This window comes from Kutzneria sp. NPDC051319 (assembly GCF_040682195.1).
Classification (GTDB): domain Bacteria; phylum Actinomycetota; class Actinomycetes; order Mycobacteriales; family Pseudonocardiaceae; genus Kutzneria.
Genome location: NZ_JBFBAM010000067.1, coordinates 36,460 through 51,591 on the forward strand (window position 1 = coordinate 36,460; position 15,132 = coordinate 51,591).

Consider the following 15,132-nt stretch of genomic DNA (forward strand, 5'->3'; position numbering starts at 1 on the left):
GGCGTACCTCGTTCAGACCCAGGTCACGCCGGGCCGGACACCGAATGTCGTGGTTTACCACGATGGAAATGGGGACGCTGGTCCGTCAGGGTGACGTCGACCATCCACCGAGTCGCTGGGGGGCGCGATGAACCGGGAGATCCCGCTGTACACACTCGAGGGTGTGCGCGAGGCGGATGCGAGCGTTCACCCGGTCACCACGATGGACGGCCTGGGCCTCACCCTCACCCGCTTCCGCCGCGACCACGTCGACGACGTGGTGCTGCTGGTGCACGGGCTCACCTCGTCCATGGACATGTACGTCATGCCCGAGCACCGCAACCTGGTCACCCAGCTGCTGGACAACGGGTTCGGCGAGGTGTGGACGCTGGACTCCCGGATGAGCAACCGGCTGCCGTACAACAAGTCGGCGCACCGTTTCACCCTCGACGACCTCGCGCGCCAGGACTATCCCGCCGCGCTCGCCGAGCTCCGCCGCCACGTCGGGGGGCGGCGGATCCACGTGGTCGCGCACTGCCTCGGCTCCGTGTCCTTCCTGATGAGCCTGTTCAGCGGCTCGGTCGGGGACATCGCGAGCATGGTGTGCAACAGCGTCGGCCTCACGCCGCGGGTGCCGCTGTGGTCGCGGATGCGCCTGGTCGCCGGCCCGGACGTGGTCGAGTACGGGCTCAACCAGCCCTACCTCGACCCGCAGTGGGACCAGGCGCCGGCATTCACCACCGGCTGGGCGGTGTCCAAGCTGATGTCGGTGCTGCATCCGGAGTGCTCGGTGCCGGCCTGCCACATGCTCAGCGCCATGTGGGGCTCGGGCTGGCCGGCCATGTACGAGCACCGCAACCTGCTGCGGGTCACCCACGAGCGGATCGGCGACCTGTGCCAGGCCAGCGGCGTGCACTACGACCGGCACGTGCGCAAGATCATCTTCGCCGGACGGGCCGTCGCCTACGACACCGGCGAGGACTACACCGCCGACCTCGGGGCCGTGCGCACGCCGCTGCTGCTGCTCACCGGCACGCACAACCGGGTGTTCGTCGACTCCCAGCAGGTGTTCCACCGCCGGCTGGAGGAGGCCGCCCCCGGCCGGCACGAGCTGCGCACGCTGCCCGGCTACGGCCACCTCGACCCGTTCATCGGCCAGCACGCCGACCTCGAGGTCTTCCCGCACATCGTGGACTTCCTCAAGCGGGCGGCCGGCTGATGCCCCGGGTCGAGACCGTCGACGCGGTCATCGTCGGCTCCGGGTTCGGCGGCTCCGTCGCCGCGCACCGGCTGGCCGACGCCGGCCTGTCGGTCGTCGTGCTGGAACGCGGTCGGGCCTGGCCGCCGGACAGCTTCGCCCGCACGCCCGAGGAGATGAAGCACAACTTCTGGGACCCCGACCAGGGCGACTACGGCCTGTTCGACGTGCTGGAGTTCCGCGGCTTCGACTCGGTGGTCTCGGCCGGCCTCGGCGGCGGCTCGCTGATCTACGCCAACGTGCTGCTGCGCAAGGACGAGCGCTGGTTCGTCAAGGACGCGGAGCTGCCCGGCGGCGGCTACGAGCACTGGCCGATCAGCCGCGAGGACCTGGACTCGCACTACGACGCCGTCGAGGCGATGCTGACGCCGAGCCGCTACCCGTACGACGACCCGCAGTTCGCCACCGTGCCCAAGGCCGACGCCTTCCGCGAGGCCGCCGTCCAGCTCGGGCTGGACTGGCAGCTGCCGCCGCTGGCGGTGGCCTTCGCGTCCAAGCCGGGCGGGCCGCCGGGCCTGAGCCTGCCGGTGATCGAGCCGTCCTACGGCAACCTGCACGGGCAGCCCCGGCTCACCTGCCGGCTGTGCGGCGAGTGCGACTTCGGCTGCAACTACGGCGCCAAGAACAGCCTGGACCACACCTACCTGTCCGCGGCCAAGGCGGCCGGCGCCGACCTGCGCACGCTGTGCGAGGTGCAGGCCATCCGCCCCGGCGGCCCCGGCTACCAGGTGCGCTACCTGCTGCACGCCATGGACGGCAGCTCGGTGTCCAAGCGCATCGACTGCGAGCAGCTCATCCTGGCCGCCGGCTCGTTCGGCACCACCCGCCTGCTGCTGGGCAACCGCGCGCACCTGCCCGGGCTCAGCCCGACGCTGGGCAGCCGGTTCAGCGGCAACGGCGACATGCTGTCGTTCGCCCTGCACACCCGCCGCGACGGCCGCCCGCGCACGATGCACGCCAGCCGCGGGCCGGTCATCACCAGCACCATCCGCGTCCCCGACGAGGTGGACGAGGACGGCAGTGTCGGCCGGGGCTTCTACATCCAGGACTCCGGCTATCCGGTGATCCTCGACTGGATCGTGCAGAACATGGATGTGCGGGGCGATCTGTCCCGTCTGGCCGGATTCAGCCTGAACCGGCTGCGCGCGGCCCTGCGCTGGGCCGGCCCCGACCATCTGGAGCACGGCATCGGCCAGCTGATCGGCTCCGGCTCGCTGTCCAACTGCTCGCTGCCGCTGCTCGGCATGGGCCGCGACGTGCCGGACGGCGTCATGCGGCTGCGCGACGGCGAGCTGGACGTGTCCTGGACGACCGAGACCAGCCGGACCTACATCGACCGGGTCCGCAGCACCATGAAGGACATCACCTCGGCCCTGGGCGGGGAGTACGTCGACAACCCGCTCTGGTTCCGCAAGCGCCTCGCGGTCGCCCATCCGCTCGGCGGCGCGCCGATCGGCCGCCACCCGGGCGAGGGAGTCTGCGACCCTTACGGTGAGGTGTTCGGCCACCCGGGCCTGTACGTTGCCGATGGCGCCGCCATGCCGGGGCCGGTGGGCGCGAACCCCTCACTGACGATCGCCGCGATGGCCGACCGTCTCTGCGATCATCTGTTGCTCGCGCGCGGGATGGCGGGGAGGTCGCCCGCGCGCGGTGGTCAGCGCCGTTCAGGGGGAACGACGCAGGCCACTCCGGCCGCACCGGCCCGTCTCAGCGGGGGTCGGACCGGTGCAGCCGCCCTCTCGTTCACCGAGGAGATGGCCGGCCAGGTCACCCTCGGTGAACGAGAGGGACCAGTACCGCTGCGCGTGCACGTGACCGTGGCGATCGACGACATGGACGTCTTCCTGGCCGACCCACGGCACGAGGCCCGGGCCACCGGCTGGCTGGACTGCCAGGCCCTGGGCGGCCGGCTGCTGGTCTCGCGGGGCCGGGTCCAGCTGATGGTGACCGAGTCCGTCGGCGGCCGCCGACGCATGCGGTACCGGCTGCCGTTCACCGACGGCAACGGCCGCCGGCTGGAGCTGCGGGGGCACAAGGAGCTGCGGGCCGGGCCGCCGACGTCGATCTGGCCGGACACCACCACCCTGCACACCAAGGTGCTGGCCGACGGGGTCACGCTCGGGGCCGGGACGATGACGCTGGGCCGGCTGGACTTCCTGCGTGAGCTGACGACGATCCGCGCCGTCAGCCCCGGGGTTCTCGAGCGGTTCGGCACGTTCTTCCTGGGTTCGCTGTGGCAGGTCTACCGGCCGAGGCTGACGTCGTGAGCGACGAGGTCGCGCTGGTGATGTCCGGCGGCGGGGCCTCCGCCGCGTACTTCGGCGCGGGCGTCGCCCAGGGCCTCGCCGACGAGGGGCTGCACCCCTCGGTTCTGTCCGGCACGTCGGCCGGCGGGTTGAACGCCGGCCTGCTGGCGGCCGGGCTTTCGCCGGAGCGGCTGGTCGAGCTGTGGACGTCGTTGCAGGGGCATGACGTCTACAAGCCGCGGCTGGACCTCTGGCGGCTGTTGCGGCCCGCCGGCCTGGTCCGGCTGCCCACCAGCGACCTGATGGGCTACGCCCTGGATTCCGTCGGCTGGACCTGGCTGTTGGACACCGCCCCGGCCCGGCGGACGCTGGCTGCCGCCCTGGGCGGCGAACGGCTGCGTGTTCGGGACGGTGTGCGGGTCGTCATCGCCGCCGTCGAGGAGTGCAGCGGCGAGGTCGTGCACTTCACCAACTCCGCGCCCGCCGGCTCGGGCTTCACCGAGGTGGCGTTGACCGTCGACCACCTGATGGCCGGCGCCGCCGCCCCGATCCTGTTCCCGCCCGTGCACATCGACGGCCGCAGCTACGTCGACGCCGGCATGGTCGCCAACACGCCGCTGCGGCCGGCCATGGCCTACGAGCCGTCGACCGTGGTCGTCGTGACCTCCTCGTGCGGGCGGCAGTCCGGCGAGCCCGCCTCGCTCGGCGACGCGCTGGGCCTGGCGTTCGAGAACGTCGCCCGCTTCGCCGTGCTCCGGGACTACGAGCACACCCGGCAGCTGGCCGAGCTCAGACCCGGGGCCGCTCCCCGGTTCGTGCTGGTCGAGCCGTCCGACGAGTTCGAGGTGTCCGGCTTCGCCCGGTTCGACCCGGACGTTGCCAGGACCGTCGTCGCGCACGGACGGGCCCGGGCCCGCGCGGCGCTGGCCACCGTCACCTCAGGGGGATGAGCATGACCGCGTTCTCGACGTCCCGGTGGCCGCTGTCCGCCGCCCAGCACGGCGTCCTCGCCGGCCACCAGGCCGATGCCGGCGGCGCCGCCCACAACGTCGCCGAGTACGTCGACATCGCCGGCCCCGTCGACCACGCCCGCTTCGAGGCCGCCACCCGGCAGGCCGTCGCCGAGGCCGAGGCCCTGCACATGCGGTTCGCCGTCACCGGCTGCCAGGACGTCGTCGACATCCGGCCGTTTCGGTTGGAGACCGTCGACTTCAGCTCGTCGCCCGACCCCGTCACCGCCGCCCTGTCGTGGATGCGGGCCGACCTCGCCTCGCCCGTCAGCCTGGCCGACGGTCCCCTGTTCCGGCAGGCGTTGATCACCGTGTCGCCCGACCGTGCCCTGTGGTACCACCGCAGTCACCGCGTCGCCCTCGACCGCTACGGCCTGTTTCTGTTGGACCGCCGCGTTTCCGAGCTGTACAGCGGCTTCGAGGGCGAACCGTTCGACCCCTTACGACCCGTGGTCGACGAGGACGTCGCCTACGCCCTGTCCGCCGGTTGGCGCCGGGACCGCCGCTTCTGGCTCGACCGCTTCGCCGACGTGCCCATGCCCATCAGCCTCGTCGAGGGCACCGCCGCGCCGTCCGCCGGCGTCCTCCGTCGCACCGTTTCCTTGCCCCGCACCGCTTTGGAGGACTGGTCCGAGGTCGCCAGCCGGTGCCGCACCAGCTGGTCCGCCGTCGTGATCGCCGCCGTCGCCGCCTACCTGCGGCACGTCACCGGCACCTCCGAGGTCGTCCTCGGCCTCCCCCGCATGTGCCGCCGCCGCACCGCCGCCCTCAACGTGCCGTGCTCCGCGTCCAACACCATGCCGCTGCGCGTGCTCACCCCTCCCGGCGCCACCCTCACCGAGCTCGCCGGCGACATCGCCGAGGAGGTCAAGGTGTGCCAGCCCCACGAGCGCTACCGCTCCGAACTCCTCCGCCACGAGCTCCACGTGCCCCGGCTCTACGGGCCCGTCGTCGACATCAACCCCATCAGCTACGAGCTCTCCTTCGACGGCTCCCCCGCTGTCGCCCACACCCTCTCGGCCGGCCCCGTCGAGGACCTCGCCATCACCGTCCACGGCGGCCAGGCCGGCGGCGGCCCCCGCATCGACTTCGACGCCAACCCCACCCTGTACTCCAGCGACGACCTCACCGTCCACCAGCAGGCCTTTCTGGACCTGCTGGAGACCGCCCCCGCCTTCGCCTGATTCCCGCTCAGCTGCCGGCGTCGCCTCGCTCGGTCAGAAGGTGGCGATGGGGTTGACCGGGCTGCCGGAGGTGCCGGCGAAGCGGACCGGCGCGACGGCGAGGTGGAAGTCCCACTGGCCGAGCTCGGCGGCGGTCGTCGCGCAGGCCTCCAGGTCGCAGTTGTCGACCAGCCACAGGCCCATCGCGACGAGGCCGACGGCGTGGACCGGCATCAACACGTTGTCGTACCCCGACGGCTGAACGTCCTGGGGCGTGTCGGCGGCGATCAGCGAGACCCCGCGCTCGTGCAGCCACGGCAGGCAGGAGGCGTGCCAACCGGCCTGCGCGAAACCGCCGCCCTCCACGGCCTCATGCTGGGCGCGGCCGTGGCCGGTCCGCAGCAGCACCGCGTCGCCCGGGCGGACCCGCACACCCTGGCGGCGCTCAGCCTCTTCGAGGTCCTCGGGAAACACGCCCTGCCCCGGCTCCAGCCACGGCACATCGCGAACCCGTGCTACGTCCAGCAGGACACCGCGCGTGATGATCCCGTTCGCCGCCGCCGTGACGGCCGCCCACGCCGATCCCGTTGCGGCGTCGACCAACGAGTGCGGCCGCCCGTTGTACATCTTGCCGTCCCAGAAGATGTGGCACGGCGAGTCGATGTGGGTGAGCGTGTTGCCGTGGAAGGTGATGCCCAGCCGCTCGGACGAATAGCCCCAGCGCCGGTCGTTGTGGAACGCCGCCGGCATGTTCTCCGCGCCCGGCATGTCCGCGGAGCACGGGCACGTCGTCGTCGACCGCTCCATGTCCCCCGGCACGGCAACCTCCCACGCGCACGACACGCTCCGCCCATGCCGCACCGCCCGCGCCGCCGCCAGCCGCACGTCGTCGGTGATGTGGTTCAGCGTCCCGCGCTCGTCCTCATCCCCCCACCGCCCCCAGTTCGACAGCGTCTCGAAGTATCCGAGCACGTCGTCCTGCGTGGGCACCACTCGCCCTGCCGTCATCCGAATCCTCCGGTCACACGGTTTCGAGGCACCACCGGCAGCGTATCCCGCCCTGTTCCTCGACAGGCCAAGGCCCGTGCCGCCTCGGACACGGGCCTCGACCGAACCTCACTCCCCTCCGGTCTTCCGGGTGACCACATTGGACGACGGCCCGTAGTAGAAGGCGCGGACACGGTAGGAGGCGGTGTCCTCGTCGGGCAGGGTGATCAGGGCGAAGGAGTTGATGTCCTTGTCCACCACGGCCACCACCTTGTAGTCGGTGGCCCCGGCGGGCTTGTCCTCCAGCAGGTAGCCCTCCTCGTCGCTGGCGTTGTCGGTCCAGGTGAGGAGAATCCCGTTGGACTGAAGGACTTTCGCCTTCAGGTCGGACGGGGCGCCGGAGGCGGAGCCGGAGTGGACGGAGTGAGTGGCCGCCGGCCCGCCGGGCAGGGTGGCGGGGGAAGGCCAGTCCTTGGTGTCGTTGCCCGCGGAACCGCCGGGGACGGTGACGGAGACGGCGGAGGACGCGGGACCGTAGTAGGGACGGAGGCGGTAGTAGAACGAGGTCTGCGGCATCAGGTCGGGATGGGTGAAGGTGTCCTGACGCACGGGCATGAACTGCAGCGTCGTCCACGGCCCGTCCGGCGCGGTGGCGAACTCGACGATCCGCCCGGCGGCGGCGGGATCGGTCCCGGTCCAGTCCAGCCTGATGTCGACGGGCGAGGTCATCGTGGCGGCCAGCGTGGTGCCGGCCAGGGGCTGGGCCGCGGCGGAACAGGCGGTCAGCGCCGCCCCGACGGCGGCACAGCAGAGCACGAGCGCACGTTTCACGGGGTTGCCTCGCAGGGGGAGGATGACCGTCCGTCCGGGTGAGGGCCCGGACGGACGGTCACCGGCTCACTTGGTCCAGAACTTGATGTTGCTCCACGTCACGGAGATCGGCCCCTGGCCGCTGGCGGTGCGGTAGGAGCCGAACTTGTCGTAGTAGCTGCCGCTCGGACTGGAGACGGTGTTCTTCAGCGAACCGTTGATGTAGGTGCGATGGGATGAACCGACCTGGTTCACGGTATTGACGCGAACGGTGGTGCCGACGGTGGCCCCGCTGGAAATGGTGGCGCCGCCCTCGACGTCGTAGAGCCGGCCGCCGGCCTCGACGGCGAGCAGGAAGAACGGCCCGTTGTTCTCGTTGAACGTCTGCTTCAGGCTGATCCGGCTGCCGCCCATGCTGTTAATTTTGAAATAGCCCTCGAACTGGTGGGTGCCGCTGCTGTAGGTGTCGTAGCGGCGCTCGGCCCGCTGCTCGCCGCTGGAGCTGGAGCAGGTCAGCTTGAACGTCGAGCCGCTGACCGAGCCGCAGCCGGCCGTTTGGACCTTGTAACCGGGGCTCCACGTCTTCCAGCTGCCGCTTTCGACCTGGGCATAGGCGTTGGGCGCGAGCAGAAGCAGGGATGCGGCGGCCAGAATACCGCCGAGCATGCGAATCCTTCGAGACACGCACAGCCTCCTCAACCCGGATCCGCTCGGAATTGCACAGGGGCGAGCGGAACCACGGGAAAGTGGTTTTCGGCGGAGGCGAAACGAGTGTAAGCGCTATCACGTCGGCCGGACAAGACCCGCCGGGAAACCGCTGGCACGACCGCCGCCGACGGTCGCGGTAATCTCGGTGGGTGCTGGTGCTGCTACCCCCGTCCGAGACGAAGTCCGACGGCGGCGCCGGCGGCCCGCTCGACCTGGACGCGCTGTCGTTCCCCGAGCTGACGCCGCTGCGCCGCAAGCTGTCGGACGCGCTGGTGACGCTGGCCGAGGACATGCCGGCGAGCCTGCGGGCGCTGGAGCTGTCCGAGCGCCAGCACCACGAGGTGCACCGCAACGCGGAGCTGCTGACGTCGCCGACGGCGCCGGCGCTGTCCCGCTACACGGGCGTGCTCTACGACGCGCTGGACGCGAAAACCCTGTCCAGGGCCGAGAAGGCGCGCGCCGACCGGCGGCTGGCGGTGGCGTCGGCGCTGTTCGGGGTGGTGCGCGCGGGCGACCCGATCCCGGCCTACCGTCTGTCCGGCGGCAGCTCGCTGCCCGGGGTGGGCACGCTGAGCTCGCTGTGGCGGCCGGAGCTGGAGCCGGTGCTGGCCGAGGCCGACGAGCTGGTGGTGGACATGCGCAGCGGCGCCTACGCGGCGCTGGCCCGGATCCCGCACGCCGTCACGGTGAAGGTGATCATGCCCAACGGCCGGACGGTCAGCCACCACAACAAGGCGTACAAGGGCAGACTCGCGCGGGTCCTGGTGACGGCCCAGAAGGAGCCGGCAACCCTGTCCGGGCTGGTCCGCGCGGGCACGGCGGCGGGGCTGACGCTGCGGCAGACCGGGGACGCCTCGGTTGACCTCGTGGTGACCGACTAGTCGGCGCTACAGTCGTCTGATCACGGCTGGAGAGGCGGGATGACGGGCGAACCGGAGCAGGGCGGGGCGATGTATCCCGGCCTCGCCGACTTCGCGCGGCTGTGGACCGGCGCGGTCCTGCCGACCAGCAACGTCCCGCTGTCGCGGGGCGAGCTCCAGGTCATCCTGACGGGCTTCGCCGAGCTGCTGACCGCCTCGCTGCGCGCCGACACGTTCGACCACACGCAGGCGATCGAGGTCGGCCGCGGCCTGGTCGCCACCCAACTGGTCGGCCCGAAGGCGCTGGACGCCACGATCCGGGTGCTGGGCCGCCAACTGCGGCCCGAGGCCGACGACGACCGGCTGGTGGACTTGCTCGGCGCCGTCGCCGGCGGTTACGTCGACTCCTTGCGCGACCACATCTTCCAGCAGCAGGAAACGTTGAAGAAAGCGGTGTTCCGGGCCCGCGACGCCGCGGAGAAGGCCCTGCGGGCCAGCGAGCGCCGGTTCCGCACCGTGTTCACCGAGTCGGTGGTGGGCATCGCCATCGGCGACATCCAGGGCCACATCGTCAGCTCCAACCTGGCCATGCAGGAGATGCTCGGCTACTCGGCCGACGAGCTGCGCCAGCGCACGCCGTACGACCTGATGCCGCGCAAGGACGCCGAGGAAGTGTCCACGGCCTACCGCAAGCTGATCAACGGCCAGTTCACCTCGCTGCGCTCCGAGCAGCAGATGCTGCGCAGCGACAACGAGCCGATCTGGGTGCACATCGCGGTCACCCTGATCAAGGACGAGCACGGCCGGCCGGACTACCCGGTGGTGATGATCGAGGACATCTCCGACCTGCACCTGCTCCAGGACCGCTGGACCCACCAGGTGGCCCACGACCCGCTGACCAACCTGCACAACCGGGCGCTGTTCGTGTCCAAGGTGGAGACGGCGGTGGGCGGACTCGGCCCGGGTGACCGGATCGGGCTGGCGTGTTTCGGCCTCGACGGCATGTCGGTGATCAACGCGGGCGTGTCCGACCAGGTCGGCGACAAGATCCTCAAGACCACCGCGGACCGGCTGCGCGCCGTCGTCGAGGACGACAACGGGCTGCTGGGCCGGGTCGACGGCGACCGCTTCGCGCTGCTCACGGTGCGGTCCACCACCCCCGACATGATCGGCGTGGTCGAGCGGGCGATGGTTCGGATCGCCGATCCGGTGGTGGCCGAGGGCCGCGAGTACTCGGTGACGGCCAGCGTGGGCATCGTGGAACGGGCCGCCGCCGGCTCGGATCCGGCGCAGCTGCTGGCCGACGCCGAGCTGGCCCTGCACTGGGCCAAGCAGGACGGCCGGGCGCAGTGGGCGCTGTTCGAGGCCGATCGGGGCAGCCGTCAGCGCCGCGACTTCGAGTTGGCGGCACAGCTGCCGGCGGCCCTGCGCGGTGACCAGTTCACCGTGGAGTTCGAGCCGATCGCCCGCATCGGCGACCGCGGCCTGGCCGGCTTCTCGACGATCCTGTCCTGGGATCACCCGGAGCAGGGTGTGTTGTCCGCCAAGGACTTTCTCCACCTGGCCGAGCGGACCGGGCACATGCTGCCGCTGGGCAGCTGGGCCATTCGACAGGCCTGCGACCAGGCCAGGCAGTGGCACGACGAGCACGGCGACCGGACGCCGCCGGTGTCGGTGGCGCTGCCCAACCGCATGGTCCGCGACCAGGACATCGTGGCGCTGCTGCGAACCGTGGTCGAGGCCAGCGGCGCGCGGTACGACCAGCTCGCGCTGGAGGTCGACAACAGCGTGCTGCGGGACGCCGACGGCGATCCGGCCGAGGTGCTGGATGTGTTCCAGGAGCTGGGTTTCCGGCTGCTGGTGACGGGTATGACGGCCACCGGCTGCCCGCACGGGCTGACCGGTCTGCCGGTGCACGGCGTGAAGCTGGCGCCGGAGTTCGTGGCCACGCTGGGCGCGGACGACAAGCCTGAGCCGGCGGCCGAGCGGGCAATCAGCGACGTGGTGTCGGCGGCGCGGTTGGCCGAACTGCCGGTGTACGCGGTCGGCGTGAACCACGAGCGGCACGCCACGGCGCTGCGGGAGCTGGGCGTGGAACTGGGGCAGGGCGACCACTTCGGGCCGCCGTCGCTGCCCTTCGAGGTGGAACCGATGATCATCGCGGGCACCGTCGACGCGGACTGGTGACGCACGGAAGGGGTGCGGGTGGAACGGCCGGACTGGGCGCCGAAGAACGTCGACATCGACAAGGCCAGCGCCGCGCGGCTGTACGACTTCTTCCTGGGCGGCAGCTACAACTTCGAGGTGGACCGGGAGCTGGGCCGCAAGCTGGCCGCGGCCGCGCCCGGCGTCTACGAGTTCACCCGGCTCAACCGGTCGTTCCTGCGTCGGGCCGTGCGCCATCTGTGCCGGCAGGGCATCGACCAGTTCCTGGACATCGGCTCGGGCATCCCGACCGCCGGCAACGTGCACGAGATCGCGCAGCGGGCCAACCCGGACGCCAAGGTCGTCTACGTGGACAACGAGCCGGTCGCCGTCGCGCACAGCGAGCTGCTGCTGGAGAACAACCCCAACGCGGTGGCCTTCGAGGCCGACCTGCGTGACCCGGACAGCATTCTCGGGCACGAGAAGACCCGGAAGATGCTGGACTTCAGCCGCCCGATCGGGCTGCTCTCGGTCGCCGTCTACCACTTCATCCCGGAGGCGGACGACCCGCTCGCGCTGGCCGCCCGCTACCGCGCCGCCCTGCCCGGCGGCAGTTTTCTCGCGCTGTCGCACGTGACCGAGGACTCGATGGGCGACCAGGTCCGGCAGCTGGTGGACCTCATGCGAGCCAGCCAGAACCCGGTGACGCCGCGGACCAAGGCTCACTTCACGGCCATGTTCGACGGATTCGATCTGGTGGAGCCAGGTGTGGTGTTCACGCCGCAGTGGCACCCGGAGTCGCCCGAGGACGTCGACGATCGGCCGCAGGACTCGGCCGTCTACGCGGCGGTCGGCCGCAAGCCGTAATTCGGTTGCGGGGTCCCGACGGTCGGCGGCATGATGCGCCGATCGTTCAGGTAGAGCGTGGATCGACCGGAGGAGGTGCCCTCATGGCAACGACTGTCGTTCGGGGCGTGGCCTGCACTCGTCCCGGCGTCCCGCTGAGGTCAGCACAGCGCTGGACCTGAGGTCCGCGCGGCGAGTACCTGCTCGGTGGGGCGTCTTCCCAGTTCTTTCTTGAGGAGACCTCACCAGTGCGCGAGCACGATTCCGACTTTTCCATGCCCGAACGGCGGCGCGGCAAGCGCCGTTTCGACGACGAGGAAACCCGCCCCGCCCGCCGGGGCCGCCTGACCGAGGAGGCCAGGGGGCTTCTCGCTCAGGCGCGCTCCGACGCGGCGGACGCAGTGGCGACGGCGCTGCCCGAGGGGGCCGACCGCTGGTCAACGTGGGGCGACGGCGACCTGGGCCCCGAGCCCCGGCCGGACTGGCTGATCACCGAGGCCGCCGCGGTCGACCACGAGCTCGGGCCGGTGAAGACCGGCAAGGAGGCCGACGTGTTCCTGGTGCGCCGATCCTTGCCCGGCTCGGACCGGTCCGTACTGCTGGCGGCCAAGCGGTACCGCAGCAACGAGCACCGGATGTTCCACCGGGACGCCGGCTACCTGGAGGGCCGACGGCTGCGCAAGTCCCGCGAGATGCGGGCCATCGCCACGCGCACCACCTTCGGCCGCAACCTGATCGCCGAGCAGTGGGCGGTCGCGGAGTTCGCCGCGTTGAGTCGACTGTGGACGGTCGGCGCGCCGGTTCCGTACCCGGTGCAGCGCACCGGCACGGAACTGCTGCTGGAGTTCCTCGGCGACGGCGACGGCGCGGCCGCGCCCCGGCTGGCCCAGCTGCGGCCGGTCGGCGCGGAGCTGCGGGAGCTCTGGTACCAGCTGGTGGAGGCGCTGCGGTCGATGGCGTCGATGGGCCTGGCCCACGGCGACCTGTCCGCGTACAACCTGCTGGTCCACGACGGCCGCCTGATGCTGATCGACCTGCCCCAGGTGGTCGACGTGGTGGCCAACCCGCGCGGGCCCGAGTTCCTGGCCCGAGACGTGCGCAATGTCACGTCCTGGTTCGCGAGCAAGGGCCTGCCCGTGGAACTGGCGAACGCGGAAGGCCTGATCGGCGAGCTGCTGGCCGAGGCCGGCATGAGCTGAGCGGACCGCCGGACGCGGCCGTCCACCGGGGCGGCCGCGCCTGGTAACTCAGGTCACTGGGCTGCTGGAACAGACCGGCTCTGTGATCAGTTATAGTTAACGCGCATCGCTGTGGCGCCACTGCCACCTGAGACTGGTTTGCGGTGCGCCCCACCCACCGTCGGCGCGACCAAGCGCGCCGGGCCCGTCCTTGTGAATCTCCGCGGCTTCTCGCGGCGCCCTTCCCCGTGACGTGCCACGTTCCGGAAGGTTTTTTGTGCCCGCACCATCGTCCGACCGCCGTTACGGCAACTCTTCTTCTTCCTCTTCTTCCCGCGGCAGCGGGGGCTACCGTGGCGGCAGGCCCAACCGCCGCCGCAGCAGCAAGCCCGTCGAGGTCTACGCCCCCAGCATCGCCGAGGACCTTCCCTCGACGCTGCCCGAGGGCCCGATGCCCTCGTTCGAGGAGCTGGGCCTGGCCAAGCCGCTGCTGGAGGCGCTGACCGCCAACGGCATCGCCGAGCCCTTCCCGATCCAGGCCGCCACGCTGCCCGACACCATGGCCGGCCGGGACGTGCTCGGCCGCGGCCAGACCGGCTCCGGCAAGACGCTGGCCTTCGGCCTGGCGCTGCTGAGCCGGCTCAACGGCGGCCACGCCAAGCCGCTGCACCCGCGGGCCATCGTGCTCGTGCCCACCCGTGAGCTGGCCATGCAGGTCAGCGACGCCCTGACGCCGTACGCGCGGTCGCTGGGCCTGTGGTGCCGCACGGTCGTCGGCGGCACCTCGTTCACCCGCCAGGCCGACCAGCTGCGCCGCGGCGTCGACCTGCTGATCGCCACCCCGGGCCGGCTGTCCGACCACGTGCGGCAGGGCACCTGCGTGCTGTCCGACGTGGAGTTCACCGCGCTGGACGAGGCCGACCAGATGGCCGACATGGGCTTCATGCCCCAGGTCAGGGCCATTCTCGACCTGGTCGCCCCCGGCGGCCAGAAGCTGCTGTTCTCGGCCACGCTGGACCGGGACGTGGACAAGCTGGTCCGCGAGTACCTGAACAACCCGGTCGTGCACTCGGTGTCGCCGCCCACCGGCAGCGTCACCACCATGGACCACCACCTGCTGATGGTGTCCAACGACGACAAGCCCGACGTGATCAACGAGGTGGCCGCCCGCGATGGCCGCACGATCATGTTCGTGCGGACCAAGCACCACGTCGACCGCCTGGCCAAGAAGCTGCGCTCCATCGGCGTCAACGCCGGCGCGCTGCACGGCGGCAAGGCCCAGAACGCCCGTACCCGGGTGCTCGCCGAGTTCCGTGACGGCACCACCCCGGTGCTGGTGGCCACCGACGTCGCCGCCCGCGGCATCCACGTCGACGACGTCAGCCTGGTCGTGCACGTGGACCCGCCGGCCGACCCGAAGGACTACCTGCACCGGGCCGGCCGCACCGCCCGCGCCGGGCAGTCCGGCACCGTCGTCACCCTGGTCACGCACGACCAGCGGCGCGCGGTGCACGGCCTGACCTCGCGGGCCGGCGTCAAGCCGACCAGCACCAACGTGCGCCCCGGCGACGAGGAGCTGGTCCGGATCACCGGCGCCCGCATCCCGAGCGGCGAGCCGATTCCGGAGTTCGTCCCCAAGGTGCGCACCGCGCGTCCGGGCGGCGCCGGCGGCGGCCAGCGTCGCAGCTGGGGCGACCGCGGCGGCGAGCGTTCCTCCGCCGAGCGTGGCGGCCGCAGCTACGGCGGCGAGCGCGGCAGCCGCAGTGGCCACGGCGGTCCCCGTGGCGAGGGTCGCAGCTACGGCGGCGAGCGTCGTCGCACCTTCAGCAACTGACACACCCCGGCGAGTCCCGCTCTCCGGCACACTGAATTACAGTTTCGGGCAGATCTGAGCCTCAAGTCTCAGATCTGCCCGATTCTGCATTTCGGTGTGAAGCGGGGC

Annotated in this window: 12 protein-coding genes; 9 read left to right on the plus strand and 3 right to left on the minus strand. The window is 71.4% G+C overall.

All coding sequences use genetic code 11. From position 1 onward, the window contains the following. The first annotated feature begins 163 nt into the window (after nt 1-163). From AB0M73_RS39570 to AB0M73_RS39585, 4 genes are read left to right on the plus strand one after another with little or no spacing between them, the layout of a single operon-like run. Entirely contained in the window at nt 164-1,198 is a 1,035-nt protein-coding gene (locus tag AB0M73_RS39570; RefSeq protein ID WP_363902604.1) for an alpha/beta fold hydrolase, read from the plus strand. Then, complete coding sequence (locus AB0M73_RS39575) at nt 1,198-3,504, plus strand: GMC family oxidoreductase (protein ID WP_363902607.1); 2,307 nt, start codon at nt 1,198-1,200, stop codon at nt 3,502-3,504. The genes AB0M73_RS39570 and AB0M73_RS39575 overlap by 1 nt, the downstream gene beginning before the upstream one ends. Beyond that, nucleotides 3,501-4,433: a patatin-like phospholipase family protein gene (locus AB0M73_RS39580; RefSeq protein WP_043722976.1), complete on the plus strand. Its 933-nt coding sequence runs from the start codon at nt 3,501-3,503 to the stop codon at nt 4,431-4,433. The genes AB0M73_RS39575 and AB0M73_RS39580 overlap by 4 nt, the downstream gene beginning before the upstream one ends. A 2-nt stretch (nt 4,434-4,435) precedes the next feature. Then, nucleotides 4,436-5,677 (plus strand): condensation domain-containing protein, encoded by a 1,242-nt coding sequence (locus AB0M73_RS39585; protein WP_363902610.1) that lies wholly within the window; start codon nt 4,436-4,438, stop codon nt 5,675-5,677. Between the two features lie 33 nt (nt 5,678-5,710). Here the strand turns inward: AB0M73_RS39585 and AB0M73_RS39590 are convergent, their stop codons facing one another. The 3 genes from AB0M73_RS39590 to AB0M73_RS39600 all read right to left on the minus strand — a co-directional run bounded on the left by AB0M73_RS39590 (nt 5,711) and on the right by AB0M73_RS39600 (nt 8,119). Then, nucleotides 5,711-6,664 carry a cyclase family protein gene (locus tag AB0M73_RS39590; RefSeq protein WP_363902613.1) on the minus strand — a complete coding sequence of 318 codons (954 nt, stop codon included), beginning with the start codon at nt 6,662-6,664 and terminating at the stop codon, nt 5,711-5,713. A 108-nt stretch (nt 6,665-6,772) separates the two neighbouring features. Beyond that, a complete protein-coding gene (locus AB0M73_RS39595; RefSeq protein WP_363902616.1) occupies nt 6,773-7,474 on the minus strand; it encodes a fibronectin type III domain-containing protein in 702 nt (233 codons plus the stop codon). 66 nt (nt 7,475-7,540) lie between these two features. Then, on the minus strand, nt 7,541-8,119 hold the full coding sequence (locus tag AB0M73_RS39600) for a hypothetical protein (protein WP_363902642.1): 579 nt from the start codon (nt 8,117-8,119) through the stop codon (nt 7,541-7,543). Between the two features lie 191 nt (nt 8,120-8,310). Here AB0M73_RS39600 and yaaA point away from each other — a divergent pair, with 191 nt between their 5' ends. From yaaA to AB0M73_RS39625, 5 genes are all read left to right on the plus strand, one after another. Beyond that, nucleotides 8,311-9,042, plus strand: a complete 732-nt coding sequence (yaaA, locus tag AB0M73_RS39605; RefSeq protein ID WP_363902619.1) for a peroxide stress protein YaaA — start codon at nt 8,311-8,313, stop codon at nt 9,040-9,042. Between the two features lie 39 nt (nt 9,043-9,081). Further along, nucleotides 9,082-11,208 carry an EAL domain-containing protein gene (locus AB0M73_RS39610; RefSeq protein ID WP_363902622.1) on the plus strand — a complete coding sequence of 709 codons (2,127 nt, stop codon included), beginning with the start codon at nt 9,082-9,084 and terminating at the stop codon, nt 11,206-11,208. Nucleotides 11,209-11,226: 18 nt separating this feature from the next. Further along, the gene (locus tag AB0M73_RS39615) at nt 11,227-12,033 is read left to right on the plus strand and encodes an SAM-dependent methyltransferase (protein WP_363902625.1); all 807 of its coding nucleotides are present in this window, start codon (nt 11,227-11,229) and stop codon (nt 12,031-12,033) included. A 227-nt stretch (nt 12,034-12,260) separates the two neighbouring features. Next, a complete protein-coding gene (locus AB0M73_RS39620) occupies nt 12,261-13,211 on the plus strand; it encodes an RIO1 family regulatory kinase/ATPase (protein WP_363902628.1) in 951 nt (316 codons plus the stop codon). Nucleotides 13,212-13,641: 430 nt separating this feature from the next. Further along, a complete protein-coding gene (locus AB0M73_RS39625) occupies nt 13,642-15,024 on the plus strand; it encodes a DEAD/DEAH box helicase (RefSeq protein ID WP_363902645.1) in 1,383 nt (460 codons plus the stop codon). Nucleotides 15,025-15,132 lie beyond the last annotated feature (108 nt).

What these genes read in the sequence shown, in the direction of transcription:
- AB0M73_RS39575 (WP_363902607.1), top strand. Translation starts at nt 1,198, where the DNA reads ATGCCCCGGGTCGAGACCGTCGACGCGGTCATCGTCGGCTCCGGGTTC.
- AB0M73_RS39585 (WP_363902610.1), top strand. Translation starts at nt 4,436, where the DNA reads ATGACCGCGTTCTCGACGTCCCGGTGGCCGCTGTCCGCCGCCCAGCAC.
- AB0M73_RS39590 (WP_363902613.1), bottom strand. Translation starts at nt 6,664, where the DNA reads ATGACGGCAGGGCGAGTGGTGCCCACGCAGGACGACGTGCTCGGATAC.
- AB0M73_RS39600 (WP_363902642.1), bottom strand. Translation starts at nt 8,119, where the DNA reads ATGCTCGGCGGTATTCTGGCCGCCGCATCCCTGCTTCTGCTCGCGCCC.
- AB0M73_RS39610 (WP_363902622.1), top strand. Translation starts at nt 9,082, where the DNA reads ATGACGGGCGAACCGGAGCAGGGCGGGGCGATGTATCCCGGCCTCGCC.
- AB0M73_RS39625 (WP_363902645.1), top strand. Translation starts at nt 13,642, where the DNA reads ATGCCCTCGTTCGAGGAGCTGGGCCTGGCCAAGCCGCTGCTGGAGGCG.